At 44.7% G+C, this 16,409-nt stretch carries 14 protein-coding genes; 11 read left to right on the forward strand and 3 right to left on the reverse strand.

Annotated elements, in window-relative coordinates:
• Nucleotides 1–78: 78 nt before the first annotated feature.
• From rpsA to pyrF, 5 genes are all read left to right on the forward strand, one after another.
• Complete coding sequence (gene rpsA / locus F0251_RS01220) at nt 79–1,749, forward strand: 30S ribosomal protein S1 (RefSeq protein ID WP_061031784.1); 1,671 nt, start codon at nt 79–81, stop codon at nt 1,747–1,749.
• Nucleotides 1,750–1,870: 121 nt separating this feature from the next.
• Nucleotides 1,871–2,155: an integration host factor subunit beta gene (gene ihfB / locus F0251_RS01225; RefSeq protein WP_004741980.1), complete on the forward strand. Its 285-nt coding sequence runs from the start codon at nt 1,871–1,873 to the stop codon at nt 2,153–2,155.
• A gap of 129 nt (nt 2,156–2,284) precedes the next feature.
• Entirely contained in the window at nt 2,285–2,557 is a 273-nt protein-coding gene (locus F0251_RS01230; RefSeq protein WP_004741981.1) for a LapA family protein, read from the forward strand.
• Nucleotides 2,558–2,569: 12 nt separating this feature from the next.
• Nucleotides 2,570–3,745 (forward strand): lipopolysaccharide assembly protein LapB, encoded by a 1,176-nt coding sequence (gene lapB / locus F0251_RS01235; RefSeq protein ID WP_102425557.1) that lies wholly within the window; start codon nt 2,570–2,572, stop codon nt 3,743–3,745.
• A 126-nt stretch (nt 3,746–3,871) separates the two neighbouring features.
• Nucleotides 3,872–4,567: an orotidine-5'-phosphate decarboxylase gene (gene pyrF / locus F0251_RS01240; protein ID WP_061031782.1), complete on the forward strand. Its 696-nt coding sequence runs from the start codon at nt 3,872–3,874 to the stop codon at nt 4,565–4,567.
• Between the two features lie 90 nt (nt 4,568–4,657).
• Here pyrF and F0251_RS01245 read toward each other — a convergent pair whose 3' ends face one another.
• Nucleotides 4,658–5,452 carry a tRNA-(ms[2]io[6]A)-hydroxylase gene (locus F0251_RS01245; protein WP_275245645.1) on the reverse strand — a complete coding sequence of 265 codons (795 nt, stop codon included), beginning with the start codon at nt 5,450–5,452 and terminating at the stop codon, nt 4,658–4,660.
• 101 nt (nt 5,453–5,553) lie between these two features.
• Nucleotides 5,554–6,321, reverse strand: a complete 768-nt coding sequence (locus F0251_RS01250; RefSeq protein WP_008224295.1) for a hypothetical protein — start codon at nt 6,319–6,321, stop codon at nt 5,554–5,556.
• A 320-nt stretch (nt 6,322–6,641) separates the two neighbouring features.
• Here F0251_RS01250 and cysB point away from each other — a divergent pair, with 320 nt between their 5' ends.
• Together cysB and F0251_RS01260 are read left to right on the forward strand one after the other, a co-directional pair.
• Nucleotides 6,642–7,616, forward strand: coding sequence for an HTH-type transcriptional regulator CysB (gene cysB / locus F0251_RS01255; protein WP_004741986.1), 975 nt, complete (start codon nt 6,642–6,644; stop codon nt 7,614–7,616).
• Nucleotides 7,617–7,765: 149 nt separating this feature from the next.
• Nucleotides 7,766–8,968: a methyltransferase gene (locus tag F0251_RS01260; protein WP_116870284.1), complete on the forward strand. Its 1,203-nt coding sequence runs from the start codon at nt 7,766–7,768 to the stop codon at nt 8,966–8,968.
• Between the two features lie 161 nt (nt 8,969–9,129).
• Here F0251_RS01260 and ald read toward each other — a convergent pair whose 3' ends face one another.
• Nucleotides 9,130–10,254, reverse strand: coding sequence for an alanine dehydrogenase (gene ald, locus F0251_RS01265; protein ID WP_008224299.1), 1,125 nt, complete (start codon nt 10,252–10,254; stop codon nt 9,130–9,132).
• 156 nt (nt 10,255–10,410) lie between these two features.
• Here ald and lrp point away from each other — a divergent pair, with 156 nt between their 5' ends.
• The 4 genes from lrp (at nt 10,411) to F0251_RS01285 (ending at nt 16,336) form a co-directional block, all read left to right on the forward strand.
• Nucleotides 10,411–10,905 (forward strand): leucine-responsive transcriptional regulator Lrp, encoded by a 495-nt coding sequence (lrp, locus tag F0251_RS01270; RefSeq protein WP_004734558.1) that lies wholly within the window; start codon nt 10,411–10,413, stop codon nt 10,903–10,905.
• Nucleotides 10,906–11,068: 163 nt separating this feature from the next.
• Entirely contained in the window at nt 11,069–14,236 is a 3,168-nt protein-coding gene (locus F0251_RS01275; RefSeq protein WP_171730149.1) for a DNA translocase FtsK 4TM domain-containing protein, read from the forward strand.
• An 83-nt stretch (nt 14,237–14,319) separates the two neighbouring features.
• On the forward strand, nt 14,320–14,916 hold the full coding sequence (gene lolA, locus F0251_RS01280; RefSeq protein ID WP_004741992.1) for an outer membrane lipoprotein chaperone LolA: 597 nt from the start codon (nt 14,320–14,322) through the stop codon (nt 14,914–14,916).
• 70 nt (nt 14,917–14,986) lie between these two features.
• Entirely contained in the window at nt 14,987–16,336 is a 1,350-nt protein-coding gene (locus tag F0251_RS01285) for a replication-associated recombination protein A (protein ID WP_061031777.1), read from the forward strand.
• Nucleotides 16,337–16,409 lie beyond the last annotated feature (73 nt).

The following is a 16,409-nucleotide window of genomic DNA, read 5'->3' on the forward strand; positions in this document are numbered from 1 at the left end:
GCAAGGATGATGACCGGCGAATTTATCAACCCCATGCGGTAGGATACCCATGGACGTTTAATTATTGAAGATTAAATAATGACTGAATCTTTTGCTCAACTCTTTGAAGAGTTTCTAAACGAAACAGAATTCCAACAAGGCAGCATCGTTAAAGGTACTGTAGTAGCTATCGAGAACGGTTTCGTTCTTGTTGACGCTGGTCTTAAGTCTGAATCTGCTATCCCTGCTGAACAGTTCAAGAACGCTGCTGGCGAACTTGAAGTTGAAGTTGGCGCTGAAGTAGACGTAGCTCTAGACGCTGTTGAAGATGGTTTCGGTGAGACTCAACTTTCTCGTGAGAAAGCTAAGCGTCACGAAGCTTGGATCGTTCTTGAGAAAGCTTGCGAAGAAGCTGAAACTGTTGTTGGTATCATCAACGGTAAAGTTAAAGGCGGTTTCACTGTTGAACTAAACGGTATCCGTGCTTTCCTTCCAGGTTCTCTAGTAGACGTACGTCCTATCCGTGACACTGCTCACCTAGAAAACAAAGAGCTAGAGTTCAAAGTAATCAAGCTAGACCAGAAGCGTAACAACGTTGTTGTTTCTCGTCGTGCTGTTATCGAATCTGAAAACAGTGTTGAGCGTGACGAACTTCTTGAAACTCTACAAGAAGGTACTGAAGTTAAAGGTATCGTTAAGAACCTTACTGACTACGGTGCATTCGTTGACCTTGGCGGTGTTGACGGTCTTCTACATATCACAGATATGGCTTGGAAGCGCGTTAAGCACCCATCAGAGATCGTTAACGTTGGTGACGAAATCCTAGTTAAAGTTCTTAAGTTCGACCGTGAGCGCACTCGTGTTTCACTAGGTCTTAAGCAACTAGGCGAAGATCCATGGGTAGCAATCGCTAAGCGTTACCCAGAAGGTCACAAGCTTTCTGGTCGTGTTACTAACCTAACTGACTACGGCTGCTTCGTTGAAATCGAAGAAGGCGTTGAAGGTCTAGTACACGTTTCTGAAATGGATTGGACTAACAAGAACATCCACCCTTCTAAAGTTGTTAATGTTGGCGACGAAGTTGAGGTTATGGTTCTTGATATCGACGAAGAACGTCGTCGTATCTCTCTAGGTCTGAAACAGTGTAAAGCTAACCCATGGCAGTCATTTGCAGAAATGCAAGCTAAGGGCGACAAAGTTACTGGTAAGATCAAGTCTATCACTGACTTTGGTATCTTCATCGGTCTAGAAGGCGGTATCGACGGTCTAGTACACCTATCTGACATTTCTTGGAATGTTGCTGGCGAAGACGCTGTACGTGAGTACAAGAAAGGCGACGAAATCTCAGCAGTTGTTCTAGCAGTAGATGCAGAGCGTGAGCGTATTTCTCTTGGCGTTAAGCAAATGGAAAACGACCCGTTCAACGCATACGTTGCTGACAACAAGAAAGGTGTTCTTGTAAACGGTACTGTTACTGCAGTTGACGCGAAAGGCGCTACTATCGAGCTAATCGAAGGCGTTGAAGGTTACATCCGCGCTTCTGAAGTATCTCGCGATCGTATCGAAGATGCATCTCTAATCCTAAGCGTTGGTGACAGCGTTGAAGCTAAGTTCACAGGTGTAGACCGTAAGAACCGCGTAATCAACCTATCTATCAAAGCTAAAGATGAAGCTGATGAGCAAGAAGCAATGGCTTCACTGAACAAGTCTGAAGAAGGCGCGTTCGGTAACGCAATGGCAGACGCATTCAAAGCTGCTAAAGGCGAATAATAGCTTCTCATTAAGAGAAATATAGCTATATAGCCAAGAAAGGAGCCGTAAGGCTCCTTTTTTTTTGCTTATTTTTCCGATAGGTCTATAATTTCTAAAAAGAAAACCAACGAGGGTAACTATGACTAAGTCTGAATTGATTGAAAGACTGTGCGCTGAGCAAACGCATCTTTCTGCAAAAGAAATTGAAGACGCTGTAAAAGACATTTTAGAGCATATGGCTTCAACACTAGAAAGTGGTGATCGAATCGAAATTCGCGGTTTTGGCAGCTTTTCTCTGCATTATCGTGAGCCTCGTGTTGGACGTAACCCAAAGACTGGTGACAAGGTAGAGTTAGAAGGTAAATACGTTCCTCACTTCAAACCAGGTAAAGAGCTACGTGAACGAGTAAATACAGGAATGTAGTCTACTTATCGGAATTATGAAAAGCGGCATACTATAATGTATGCCGCTTTTTTATGACCATAATATGGTGGTCTGATTAGTAATTTTCCTGCATAATCGTACAGCTAACCAACCAATGAGTGATGAACTATGAAAATTATAAAAATAGTCGCCGTTATCGCACTTTTCCTAATTGCACTGGCTTTAGGCTCTCAAAACCAAACTATCGTGAATTTTAATTACCTGCTAGCACAAGGTGATTTCCACCTTTCAAGCCTATTAGGTATTGTCTTCATTTCAGGCTTTGCTCTTGCTTGGTTAGTCTTTGGTAACATGCATATGCGATCTCAGCTGAAAATTCATCGCTTGAAGAAGCAACTCAATAAGCAATCAAAGCAGGTAGCTGCTGATACTAAAGCTTAAAGGCTATATTTGATGTTAGAGTTACTGTTCTTACTTTTGCCGATTGCAGCCGCTTATGGTTGGTATATGGGTAATCGTAATGCTCAGCAAGAAAAACAAAAGCAATCACACCAGATCTCCCGTCAATACGTGACGGGTTTGAACCTATTACTGTCAGACCAATCTGACAAAGCGGTTGATCACTTCATTGAGCTGCTTCAAGTAGACAATGAAACCATCGATACTCACTTGGCCTTGGGTAACCTATTCCGCTCAAGAGGCGAAGTCGACCGCGCTATTCGCATTCACCAAAATCTTATCTCCCGTTCTGGGCTGACTCTCGATCAGAAAAACCTCGCACTGCAACAACTAGCGAAAGACTATATGGTCTCTGGCTTTCTTGATCGCGCTGAAAAAATCTTTGAACAGCTGGTTGATGAACCTGACCACAAAGAGGGTGCTCTGCAGCAGTTAGTTGCAATTTATCAGCAGACTCGAGAATGGAACAAGGCGATTCATTACGGCAATATTCTAGTAAAGCTTGGCAAGAAGAAGATGAAGATGCGTGCTACGGTCGCGCATTTTTGGTGTGAGCTCGCTATGCAAGAACAAGCTGATGGTAATCGTTCAAAAGCATTAGCGCATTTTAAGAAAGCGTTATCTGAAGACCCTAAATGTGTGCGTGCCAGTATCGCTTTGGGTAAATTCCACTTAGCGAACGAAGATTACCAGAAGACGATCGACTGCCTTGAGGGTGTTCTTGAGCAAGATATCGATTTTATCAGTGAAGTGTTACCAACTCTTGCTGAGTGTTATCACAAGCTCGGGCACGAAGCACAGTTGGTTGAGTTCCTTAAAGCATGTATCCAGAAGAAGGCTGGTGTGTCTGCAGAATTGATGCTGGCTCAGCTGGTTGCTCACCATGAAGATGTTGGCTCTGCGCAAGAGCTCCTGACCAAGCAACTTGTTAAAAACCCAACCATGAAAGGTTTTTATCGACTGATCGATTATCACCTAGCAGAAGCTGAAGAAGGCCGAGCAAAAGAAAGCTTAACCACGCTTCAATCTATGGTTGGTGAACAGCTTAAGGTTAAGCCTCATTACCGTTGCCGTCAGTGTGGATTCTCAACACATTCAATGTATTGGCACTGCCCTTCATGTAAGGGGTGGGGAACGATCAAGCCTATTCGTGGGTTGGATGGTGAATAGATTTGTGGTCATTACAAGACCAAATTATTAATTGCAGCTTTCGGGCTGCATTTTTATGACTGTTATATATCGCCTGCAAGGGTAGATAGATATTTTTTAAGAAAGTTAACTGCGTTAGGAGATGAAATGAACGACCAAAAAATCATTGTAGCTTTGGATTATGACAACCAAGCGGATGCGTTAGCCTTTGTTGACCGTATTGACCCAGCATCTTGCCGCCTTAAGGTGGGTAAAGAGATGTTCACCCTATTTGGTCCTGAGTTTGTTCGTGAATTACACAAGCGTGGTTTTTCAGTATTCTTGGACCTTAAGTTCCACGATATCCCGAACACATGTTCAAAAGCCGTTCGTGCAGCCGCTGAACTAGGCGTATGGATGGTAAACGTACACGCAAGTGGCGGTGAGCGCATGATGACGGCTTCTCGCGAAATATTGGAGCCTTATGGTAAAGATCGTCCATTGCTGATTGGCGTAACAGTACTGACGAGCATGGAGCAATCGGATCTAGCGGGTATCGGGTTGGATCTAGAACCACAGCAACAAGTGATGCGTTTAGCTTCTCTTACAAAAAACTCTGGTCTTGATGGTGTGGTGTGTTCAGCGCAAGAAGCTTCTTTATTGAAAGGTGCGCTTGGCCAAGAGTTCAAACTGGTGACTCCGGGTATTCGTCCTGTAGGTGCCGATGTTGGTGACCAAAAGCGTATCATGACGCCTTCTAAAGCGATTGAATCTGGTTCTGACTACTTGGTTATTGGTCGTCCAATTACTCAGGCTGTAGACCCTGCAGCTGTGCTTGCTGAAATCAACGGCACACTAGCTTAACTTTCTCTTATAGCTAGCGTGAAACAAATAAGAAGGCCAGCAGTTAGCTGGCCTTCTTTGTTTGGATTGGAGCGTGCTTTCTTAGCGGGATTATACTGGTGCGCCACTATGGAATTTAAAGTCGCTGTCGTCTGAGGTGATCAGATCTGCTTCTACTTGAGCGAAGTGGGCGATACGTTCCGAGATATCTTTACCTGCGATTTGCTCTGCTAATTCGAGGTAATCTTGGTAGTGACGAGCTTCTGAACGAAGTAGGGATACGTAAAACTTCTCCATGTCTTCTTCTAAGAAAGGGGCCAGTTTCGCAAAACGTTCACAAGAGCGTGCTTCAATAAAGGCGCCGATGATCAGTTTGTCGACCAGAGCATCAGGCTCGTATGTCTTTACTTGTTTGATCAATCCTTTCGCGTAACGACCGGCTTCGATCGGTTGGTAAGTCACGCCTTTCTTCTCCATTAATTCCATTACTTGATAGAAGTGGTGGAGTTCCTCTTTAATCAACAGCACCATCTTATCGATAAGGTCAGCGCCGTAATTACAGCCTTCTTTTGCTGTGATCTGTTTTGAAACGTTGCTCTTGCCACGAAGTGACTCTAAATCACCAATGCGACGGTAAGCAAATTGCTCGTATGGCAAGATCCATTCGTTTAATTGCTTGGCACTTTCTTTATCTACCGCGTATTTACGGATAAGGAATAAAGCACTTTGAGCAGCCTTGAGTTCACACAACATGTGGTCGCGCAAAATGATGTGGAGGTTTTCTGGCTTTTTGGCTTCATCGATCCATGAATCTGGCGTTTCAGCTTTAAGAAAAGAGTGGATTGGAGCGAGTAATTCTTGATACATGGTCGGAGCAGGTTTGTTGATAATGCGGGATTTTATCACAGCTAATGAGATCTCCCTATACGGAGGAAGGAAATTCATTAGTGACAAAAAAGGCCACTTTAGCGAACTGAGGTGGCCTTCTCGATGACTTGATTAAGTGGTTACCACTTCTTTTTCTGACCGAATAGGGCATCCATATCGTCATCGCGTTCTTTAGATTCCATTTGCTGTAAATCTTGCGCGTTTTTGTCTTGGCGTTTTTGGTCAAGCTCGTTCAGCATCTGTTGAAGCTTTTCTTTTGCTCTCATTGAGTATGCGTCATTCTTGGTTGCCAGTGCATCAATACCTTTACGAAGCAATTGAATAGCGGTACCTGGTTGGCCGCGTGAAATTGAATCGTTAGCACGTTTAATCACGTTCTCAATGTTGATTCGAATCTGAATAGTCTCTAAACGTGCGTTTTCTACCACATAAGCTTGGGTTTCAAAACGGCCTTTATTGTGTTCGTTACGTACCGTATCGCGTAGGCGCTTAACCAGTTTGAGCATCATGATTGCTTGTTTATCGCTGCTTGGAACTCTAAAGGCCGTGCTTTCGCCACCTTGGTAGTTCTCTTTAAGCTGGGTGATTTGCTGTTTTACGCTTTCAATGCGCTGGGCAAGTTGCTTATTTTTGGGGTCGAGCTGATACATGTTTTCTAATGCATCAAGAATTCGATTATTTAAGCATACAAGAAGATCTTGGCTAAACGGCATGTGGTGCGCGTTGCCAATAAGCTCTTCGGTTCCATCAATAATGGTCAAATAACGAGAAGCTTCCTGTTTCTTCGCTGTTTCTACCTTAACTTTGTACTGAAGCATGATGTTGTAACCTAATACCAACACCAAAAGAATCGCAACTAAGGCAATAATTAAACCAGGGTTATTCATATATTTATGTCTGCTTATGTTTTCTTGAGCTAACTAGAGAGGATACACGATTCCATTGTGTATCGGCACTCGTAAAATGCAATTTCTGATTATCTCTTGTTGAGCGTAATCAGCAATCAAAACTATCAACTAATTTATGGGAATGAGGGCTAGCTTGCAAAGCCATCGTGGCATTTTTATTTGTTCATCGAGAAAAACTCAATTTTTCTGTCTTTTTAGCGCTTGAAGCGTTATAACTAATAATTATATTACACGAGACTAGAATGCTCTCTTTGCAAATAAGTTAGCACAGAAATGAGTAAAGGATTACGAGGTTAGATATGAAGTTACAGCAACTGAAGTACATTGTTGAGGTTGTAAACCATAACCTAAATGTTTCTGCAACAGCAGAGAGTTTATACACATCTCAGCCAGGCATCAGTAAACAGGTTAGACTGCTTGAAGATGAATTGGGTATTCAGATCTTTGAGCGAAGCGGCAAGCATTTGACTCAAGTTACTCAAGCTGGTGAAGACATTATTCGTATCTCTCAAGAGATCCTTGCTCGTGTTGAAAGCATTAAAGCGGTCGCTGGCGAACATACTCACCCTGAGATGGGTACATTGAATATTTCAACGACTCACACGCAAGCTCGTTACGCATTGCCAGATGTCATCAAAGGCTTTACCGCGCGTTACCCTAAAGTGTCGCTTCACATGCACCAAGGTACACCGAGCCAAATGTCTGAGGCAGTAGCTAAGGGCACAGCAAACTTCGCGATTGCGACAGAAGCACTTCACCTTTACCAAGATGCGATAATGCTGCCTTGTTACCACTGGAACCGTTCTATCGTGGTAACAAAAGATCACCCGCTGGCTCAAAAGCAAAATATCACCATCGAAGATCTGGCTGCTTATTCTCTGGTGACTTACGTCTTTGGCTTTACTGGTCGATCTGAGCTGGATACCGCATTTAACAAAGTGGGCCTAACACCACGTGTTGTGTTTACTGCTACGGATGCCGATGTAATCAAAACTTACGTTCGTATGGGCATCGGTGTTGGTGTGATTGCGAGTATGGCGATTGACCATGAACAAGATACCGACTTGGTTGCTATTGATGCGAGCCATCTATTTGGTGCGAGCACAACCAGCATTGGCTTTAGAAAAGGTACGTTCCTGCGTTCTTACATGTTTGATTTCATGGAACGTTTTGCACCTCACTTAACTCGCCCAGTGGTAGAGCAAGCTATCTCTTTGAAATCGAATGAAGAGATTGAAGAGATGTTTAAAGATATCGAACTGCCTGTTCGTTAATCATAACATACAAAGCTAGATTCTTACTTCGGCCTGTATCTACAGGCCGGTTTCCTTTTTGGCGTTTAGCGTTCACCTTTGTTCCCTTTACCTCGAACCTTTTCATTTAAGCCGGTTACCCCTACAATCCACGCACCATAGGGGGAAGCATGCATTCACGATTTAAAACACTCGACTCATTTTTGCTTGAGCACCAAGTTTATTGGCGCTCTGAGCCTTTTCACCTATGCCAAACACAACAGCAGCCATGGAAAGAAGTTAACCCACCCCTTGTGGACTGGTTAAATAGCTTAACGATTGAAAATATTCAGACGCTGAAAGAACTGCCTGATCTGCTGCTTACTGAACTCAGCTATTTTATGCCTCAGCTTGCGGACGCTCACCAAAGCACTCAATTTACGAATACAAATCTCAAAGGCTTGCAGCTTCCTAGAGGAACTGAAGACGGTATCCCAGGAAGAAAGCTACAGCAAATCGTATCTATGGGGGAGGCCGCGCTTGAACATCATCACGGTGAAGAGTGGTTGGAGTGGTGTTCTGGTAAAGGATTCCTAGGACGAATTTTGTCTCAGCAATCGAGCCAAAAGGTGACCAGTTTTGAATGGCAACAATCATTGTGTGAAAGTGGCCAAAAAATTGCGGATGCACAACGTCTAGAAATGACCTTTGTGCAAGGTGATGCGTTTTCTGAAAGGGCAGATGAGGTATTTAATCCAAATCAACATGCGGTAGCACTGCATGCTTGTGGCGATCTACATGTTGAGTTAGTTAAAAAGTCCGTATCGCATGGGCTTCCTGCGGTGACTATATCCCCTTGTTGTTACCACCTTATTCGAGACGACAACTACCAGACAATGTCATCAGTGGCAAAAGCCTCTGCTTTAACATTGAGCAAGAGTGATTTACGAATCCCACTGCAAGAAACCGTCACCGGTGGCGAGAGGGTTAAACGTCATCGTCAATTGGAGATGAGTTATCGCCTAGGCTTCAGCCGGTTACTTAAGACTGAAATGGGGATTGATGAATACATCCCAGTACCGAGCATCAAAAAGTCAGAATTATCTGAAGGGTTTGAATCGTTTTGTCAGTGGGCTTCTGAAGTGAAAGAGATAACACTTGGTTCGGATATCGATTTTGAATCCTATTTTGCTCAAGGCGAGAAACTTTTCTGGGAAATGGAGAAGCTGAGTTTGGTTCAACAAGTTTTCAGACGACCATTGGAGATATGGCTAGCTTTAGATAAAGCGATTTACCTACAAGAGCAAGGCTATGAGGCGAGCATCGAAGAGTTTTGTGGACGTAGTATCACACCCAGAAACCTGTTGATTCATGGTGTTAAGAACGACCGATAGACGATGAGTCTAGTAGAAAGCATGCTCCTTACAGCTTTCGAACGTTAGTGTTACAGAGACAAAAAAGCCAGTTCGACATAATCGGACTGGCTTTTTTCATGCGTATGATTCAACTGAGCACCTCAACGAGAAAATTTGACGCTCAGTGACTCATTACATCATTAGTTGAACATCGCGATAGCTTCAGCTGGATCTACGTATTCTAGGTCAAAGCTCTCTGCAACTTCTTTACAAGTTACTTTACCGTGAATCACGTTAAGACCTTCTAGGAAGCCTTTGTCTGATAGAAGTGCTTCGCGGTAACCTTTGTTCGCTAGCTTAACAATGTAAGGAAGTGTTGCATTGTTTAGTGCGTAAGTTGAAGTGCGAGCAACAGCACCAGGCATGTTTGCAACACAGTAGTGAACTACGTCGTCAACGATGTAAGTTGGATCTGCGTGTGTCGTCGCGTGCGAAGTTTCGAAACAACCGCCTTGGTCGATAGCAACGTCAACAACCGCTGAACCTGGTTTCATCTTAGCGATGTGCTCTTTTGTAACCAGTTTAGGTGCTGCTGCACCAGGGATCAGTACTGCACCAATCACTAGGTCTGCTTCTAGAACATGCTTCTCGATAGCGTCTTCAGTAGAATAAACCACTTTTGCGCGACCTTGGAACTCTTCATCAAGGCGACGAAGCGTGTCCACGTTACGGTCAAGAATCGTTACATCAGCGCGAAGGCCAACAGCCATACGTGCTGCGTTAGCACCTACAACACCGCCGCCAACAACAACAACTTTCGCTGGTTCAACACCAGGAACGCCGCCTAGAAGAAGACCACAACCACCGTTAGATTTCTCTAATGTTTGTGCACCTGCTTGAATAGACATGCGACCAGCTACTTCAGACATTGGTGCTAATAGTGGCAAGCGACCCATATTATCTGTTACAGTCTCATAGGCTACGCAGACAGCTTTGCTCTTGATAAGCTCTTCAGTTTGTGGAAAATCTGGTGCAAGGTGTAAATAAGTAAATAATATTTGCCCTTCGCGAAGCATAGCTCGCTCGACAGCTTGAGGTTCTTTAACCTTTACAATCATCTCTGCTTTCGCGAAAACGTCAGCAGCAGTAGGAAGAATGGATGCGCCTACAGCGATGTAATCATCGTCTGAAAAACCGATACCAGTACCGGCATTGGTTTCAACAAAAACTTGGTGGCCGTGTGAGATTAGTTCTCTCACGCTAGCTGGGGTCATACCAACGCGGTATTCGTGGTTTTTGATTTCCTTAGGTACGCCAATGATCATCCTGACTCCTCATTTTATTTTGGTTGTTTTATCTATGTGTAGGGTAATTCTGTCGAATTAATATCTAGTATAGATATGTTCAGATAAAATTTGATACTGAATATTAAAAAGTTGTAGTATATTTTTTTGCAAGGAAGTAATAAGGTGGAATAAAAAATGGCAGACAATTATAAGAAGCCGTCCAAGGAACTAGATCGTATTGACCGCAACATTCTTAATGAGTTGCAAAAAGACGGTCGTATCTCGAACGTTGAACTCTCAAAACGAGTAGGACTTTCTCCGACTCCGTGTCTTGAGCGTGTTCGTCGTTTAGAACGTCAAGGTTACATTACTGGGTACACAGCGCTGCTGAACCCACAGTACCTTGATGCTTCACTTTTGGTGTTTGTTGAAATTACGTTGAACCGTGGTGCGCCAGATGTGTTCGAACAATTCAACACCGCTGTGCAGAAACTGGATGACATCCAAGAGTGTCATTTAGTGTCGGGTGACTTTGACTATCTTCTAAAAACACGTGTATCTGATATGGGTGCTTACCGTAAGCTACTGGGTGATACGTTACTGCGTCTACCGGGCGTAAACGACACTCGAACTTACGTGGTAATGGAAGAAGTGAAACAAACCAACCAACTTGTGATTAAAACTCGTTAGTCATAATTGGTGAAATGAAAGAAAGCGGACATTTGTTCCGCTTTCTTGCTTTCTGGAATTGGGTTTTTTGGTTTGATATGGTTAAATCAACAGTAGTTTCATTGAAACGGGCGGCCTGTGCCGCTCGCTATGTTTTTATCTCGTTTAATTATTAAGTTGGTTTATGTTCAAGCAGAGCAGTAATAAAGTAGAAACAATCATTAAAACGAGTGAAGAGCCCCAGTCTTCTCGTTTAAATGGTTCTCAACGCCTTAAAGAGTGCAGCCTGATACTGGGTGTTCTTTTCTCTATTCTACTTGCCGTTGCGTTATTAACCTTTAGCCCAGCCGATCCATCATGGTCGCAAACGGCGTGGGGTGGTGACATTCAAAACGCGGGTGGCTATCTAGGAGCATGGCTAGCAGATACGCTTTTCTTTGTGTTTGGCTCTCTGGCTTATCCACTGCCGATCTTAGTGACCGTTGCCGCATGGGTCTTATTCCGCAAGCGTAATGAAGATGAGCAGATCGACTTTATGTTGTGGGGTACCCGTTTACTTGGTTTGACGGTGCTCATTCTGACCAGCTGTGGTTTGGCAGACATTAACTTTGATGATATTTGGTACTTCTCGTCAGGTGGTGTGGTTGGTGACGTGTTAACGAGCCTTGCACTTCCAACGTTGAATATTTTGGGCAGTACGCTTGTGCTTCTTTTCCTTTGGGGGGCAGGTTTTACGCTTCTCACTGGTATTTCTTGGTTAAGAATTGTTGAATGGTTGGGTGAAGGCGCAATCAAACTCTTTACTTCAACGGTTAACAAAGCTCGTGGTCAAGACCAAGAATTGCTTGAGCCAGAACTGAAAGAGTCAGCAGACCGAGATCCACAGCAAGAGCTACGTCAACAGCCAACATACCGCGATGACGAAGTGAAAGAGCAATATGCTGAGCAAGAAGAAGCTCTCGATCCTGCAATGAGCTTCTCAGCGACCAATGAGCCTTCTGGTATTGCAACAAACACATCTAAGGGTGTTGCAGAGAAGCGTCATTACAATATTCATATGCCAACAGAAGCGCCGGTTAAGCAGCAAGCGCCTGCTTCTCAAGATCCAGTTTCTCGAGTGACTCAACCGCCTGTTGCTCCTCAACCAGAGCAGCCAATTGCTGTCGCTCCGGTTTATCAAGCGCCACAAGAGCCATTGGAAGAGGGCATTGAGCGTTCTAAGCAGTTGAATGCGACGATAGAGCAGCTAGAAAGTGCTGCAATGTATGAAGATGATCTTGCTGAGCAAGATCAGACAGATGCACATGAATCTCAAGCTGCTTATCAGCAATACATGCAGCAAGAACAGGAGCCAGTTCGTCCTACTGAACCTATTGTGGATGCGACTACAGAAACAGCTCTTGATGCTCAATATGCACAACCAGAGGTTGATAGTGAAGCTCACGAGTCTACAGAGTTTGATGCTGATGACGTTCAGCCTGAATCTTTGTATGCCTCACCTATGGGCGAGCTAGATGCAGATACTCAAGATGATTTCTCAGCGCACAGTGCACCATTTGATGCGCCTGAAGAGCAAGGCTACGAGCAGCCTTCTGAGTTTGATTCTGAAACAGTAGAGAGTGATATCGAAGAACAACCCGAACCATTCTCATATCAGCAAGAGCAAGCTGCACAACCTGCCGTTGTGGATGAAGAGCCTGCGATTGATCTGCCTTGGGAAGAGGTTTCGGAAGATGAAGACCTGAATCAGGATAAAGACGTTGCGGCCTTCCAGAATATTGTTTCTGAAGCTCAAGCGAATATGGCAGCTGCACAAAACCCATTCTTGGTTCAGCAGGAAGTTAATTTGCCGAAACCGGCGGAGCCACTACCGACACTTGAGCTTTTGTTCCACCCTGAGAAACGTGAAACATTTATCGACCGTGATGCACTAGAAGCGATCGCTCGTCTGGTTGAATCCAAGCTAGCGGACTACAAGATTAAAGCGGACGTTGTTGATATTTTCCCTGGTCCAGTTATCACTCGATTTGAGTTGGATTTGGCACCTGGTGTGAAAGTAAGCCGTATTTCTGGCCTATCTATGGACTTGGCTCGCTCATTGTCTGCGTTGGCGGTACGTGTTGTTGAAGTAATTCCGGGCAAACCTTATGTTGGTTTGGAGTTGCCAAACATGAGCCGTCAAACCGTATTCTTCTCAGACGTAGTGGGCAGCGAGCAGTTCCAAGAAGCGAAATCACCAACAACGGTGGTGTTAGGACAAGATATTGCAGGTGAAGCTGTGATTGCTGACCTAGCTAAGATGCCACACGTTCTCGTTGCGGGTACTACGGGTTCTGGTAAGTCGGTTGGTGTGAACGTAATGATCTTGAGTATGCTGTATAAAGCATCGCCTGAGGACGTTCGTTTCATTATGATCGACCCGAAAATGCTAGAGCTTTCAGTATATGAGGGCATTCCTCATCTACTATCTGAAGTCGTTACCGACATGAAAGATGCGTCGAATGCACTTCGTTGGTGTGTTGGCGAAATGGAACGTCGTTACAAGCTGATGTCAGCACTCGGTGTTCGTAATATCAAAGGCTACAACGACAAGCTTAAGATGGCTGCCGATGCAGGTCACCCAATCCACGATCCATTGTGGAAACCGGGCGATAGCATGGACCAAGAAGCGCCATTGCTAGAGAAGCTGCCATACATTGTGGTTATCGTCGATGAATTTGCCGACTTAATCATGGTGGTAGGTAAGAAGGTTGAAGAACTGATTGCACGCTTGGCACAAAAAGCGCGTGCAGCTGGTGTTCACTTGATTCTTGCAACTCAGCGTCCATCAGTTGACGTTATTACAGGCCTGATTAAAGCCAACATTCCGACACGTGTTGCCTTTACGGTATCAACTAAGACCGACTCTCGAACCATTCTTGACCAAGGTGGCGCAGAATCGCTGCTTGGTATGGGTGATATGCTTTATTTACCGCCAGGTTCTAGCCATACGATCCGTGTTCACGGTGCGTTTGCGTCAGATGATGATGTACACGCGGTGGTAAACAACTGGAAAGCACGCGGCAAGCCAAATTACATTGATGAAATCACTAATGGCGAGCAAACACCAGAAACCTTGCTTCCGGGTGAGAAAATGGAAGGTGATGAAGAGGTTGATCCTCTGTTTGATCAAGTAGTCGAGCATGTTGTTCATTCACGCCGTGGTTCAGTTTCTGGCGTACAGCGCCGATTCAAGATCGGTTACAACCGAGCGGCACGAATTGTGGAACAGCTTGAGGCGCAAGGCATTGTAAGTGCTCCAGGCCATAACGGTAACCGAGAAGTCTTAGCACCAGCGCCACCGAAAGAGTAATCGCTTAATTGTGTAGATAGGAACTCAACCCTTAATAATCGGTCATAGCTTTATGACCGATTTACCTTGGAACAGGATTATTAATGAAAAAAGTATTCGCACTTTTATTTATGAGCTTCTCAGTGTTTGCTTCTCCGAAAGAAGAGTTGAGTAGCCGCTTGGCATTGAACGCAGGGTTTAGCGCTGACTTTAAACAAGTGGTAACAAGCCCTGACGGCGATGTTGTAATGGAAGGTGAAGGCACGGTTGAAATTGCGCGCCCAAGCTTATTCCGCTGGGAAACCACGTTCCCGGATGAGAACCTATTAGTCTCTGATGGTCAGAGTTTGTGGTATTACAGCCCGTTCATTGAGCAAGTCAGTATTTACTGGCAAGAACAAGCGACATCGCAAACGCCTTTTGTACTGCTGACACGCAACCAAGAGAGCGATTGGGATAACTACAATGTAGCGCAATCGGGTAACCAATTTACACTAACACCAACGGCAGTTGACTCTAATCAGGGTGACTTCCAGATTAATATCAATGAAAAAGGCATTGTTCAGGGCTTTAATGTGATTGAACAAGACGGTCAAAAAGGCGAGTTTACTTTCAGTAATGTGAATTTGGGTAAACCAGCGGCAGACCGCTTTACTTTTGTGGCACCGGAAGGTGTCGAGGTCGACGACCAAAGAAACTGATCGAATCAAGTCGATCGTTTGGTAGTACGTCGATAGGCATTAATGCCATCAACGAATCAAGAGATTGCAATTGAGTAATTACAGCTTAGATTTTGCAGGGGACGAAGATTTTCGTCCCCTTGCTGCTCGTATGAGACCAGAAACTGTAGAGCAGTATATTGGTCAGCAGCACATATTAGGTCCAGGTAAACCTCTTCGTAGAGCTCTGGAAGCGGGGCATATCCACTCGATGATTTTGTGGGGGCCTCCTGGTACTGGTAAAACCACGCTCGCAGAAGTGGCCGCCAATTATGCCAATGCAGAAGTGGAGCGTGTGTCCGCCGTGACATCGGGTGTGAAAGACATTCGCATCGCTATTGAAAAAGCGCGTGAAAACAAGCAAGCAGGGCGCAGAACCATCTTGTTTGTGGATGAGGTCCATCGCTTTAATAAAAGCCAGCAAGATGCTTTTCTGCCTCATATAGAGGACGGCACGGTTACCTTCATTGGTGCAACCACAGAAAACCCTTCCTTTGAGTTAAACAACGCTCTGTTATCTCGTGCGCGAGTGTACAAGCTGACATCTCTCAATACCGATGATATTGCGACGGTAATACGTCAAGCGATTGAAGATAAGCAGCGTGGCCTTGGTGATGTACCTGCACACTTTGCTGATAATGTTTTGGATCGCTTAGCTGAGTTAGTGAACGGTGATGCACGTATGTCGCTCAACTACCTTGAGCTGCTGTACGACATGGCAGAAGACAACGACAAAGGCGAGAAAGCGATCACCTTACAACTGCTTGCTGAAGTGGCGGGTGAGAAAGTGGCTCGCTTTGATAACAAGGGTGATATTTGGTACGACCTAATATCAGCTGTTCATAAATCGATTCGTGGTTCAAAACCTGATGCCGCTTTGTACTGGTCGGCTCGAATGATTGCAGCAGGCTGTGACCCGCTTTATATCGTTAGGCGCTTATTGGCGATAGCTTCTGAAGATATTGGTAACGCGGACCCTCGTGCTATGCAGGTTGCTATGTCTGCTTGGGATTGCTTTACACGCATTGGCCCTGCAGAAGGTGAACGCGCGATCGCACAGGCGGTTGTCTATTTAGCGTGTGCACCAAAGAGTAATGCGGTTTATACAGCTTGGAAGCAAGCCTTAACCGATGCTCATAATCTTCCTGAGTATGAAGTGCCTCATCATTTACGAAATGCACCGACAACTTTGATGAAGGACATGGGCTATGGACAAGAATACCGTTATGCTCACGACGAACCAGGTGCCTACGCGGCGGGTGAAAAGTATCTGCCTCCTGAAATGGGCGAGAAACAATACTATTTCCCAACAAAACGAGGCTTAGAGACCAAAATTGGCGAGAAGCTAGATTATCTGGCGGATTTGGACGCAAAAAGCCCACAAAAACGCTATGAAAAGTAGTCTTTTTTGGATATCTTTACCTAGTCATAAAATTCAGATTAAATCGTTACAAATTGGTTGAAATAGCACCAGT

This window comes from Vibrio sp. 070316B (genome assembly GCF_013114115.1).
Taxonomy (GTDB): domain Bacteria; phylum Pseudomonadota; class Gammaproteobacteria; order Enterobacterales; family Vibrionaceae; genus Vibrio; species Vibrio chagasii_B.